The organism is Serratia sp. CY33525, from assembly GCF_052169115.1.
GTDB classification, from domain to species: domain Bacteria; phylum Pseudomonadota; class Gammaproteobacteria; order Enterobacterales; family Enterobacteriaceae; genus Serratia; species Serratia sarumanii.
In genome coordinates this window covers 1-656 of the sequence record NZ_JBJNLK010000037.1, presented here as the reverse complement: position 1 = coordinate 656, position 656 = coordinate 1, and the positions used below count along the sequence as shown (strand labels likewise).

Genomic DNA, 656 nt, shown 5'->3' with positions numbered 1-656 from the left:
CGGCGGTGAACTGTATGCCGTGCTGGAAGGGGTGTCCTGTCGCCAGGCGGGCGTGGAGTCCCGGCTGAATGAGTGCCTGTTCGAGACGGCGTGGGTCGGCGTTGCCGGGCCGGAGACGGCGTCTCCGGCGGTGGGGGAGCACCTGCTGCTGTCGAGGCGGACCGTGGAGACGCCGTTGCCGGAAGGCTGGCGCGGCGTGACGGTCAGCGGGGGTTCGTCACTGGCGGCCGCGCTGAACGAACTGCCGTGGCAGACCGTGGCGCTGTTGAGTGAAGGCGAAGAAGAGGATATGGCGCTGGCGCTGGCGATGCTGCAGGCGGAGACGACGGCGCACCGGGTGCTGCTGAAGCGTGCGGACCGCGAGGGCGACGCCGGGCTGTCGGGGCTGGTGCGTACGGCGCGGCTGGAGCAGCCGGAACGGGCGCTGACCTATATGGAGCTGGCGGCGGAGCAACTGCCGCGCGCGCTGGTGCTGTGCGCGACCGGCGGTCTGGAAGAGGTGGTGCGTCTTGACGAGACGGGGCAACTGCAGGCGCTGCGCCTGCAGCGTTGTCATCTGCCGGCCGGCGAACGGGCCGGGATCCGCGCCGGCGCGACCTATGTGATCAGCGGCGGCAACGGCGCGCTGGGCCAGGTGGCGGCGGGCTATCTGGCAG

The 656-nt window shown here is 71.6% G+C and carries 1 protein-coding gene; it reads left to right on the top strand.

The features are described 5' to 3' along the window. Positions 1–656, top strand: a 656-nt coding sequence (locus ACJ8IM_RS25205) for a hypothetical protein (protein ID WP_442516259.1), incomplete at both ends; no start/stop codon positions are given.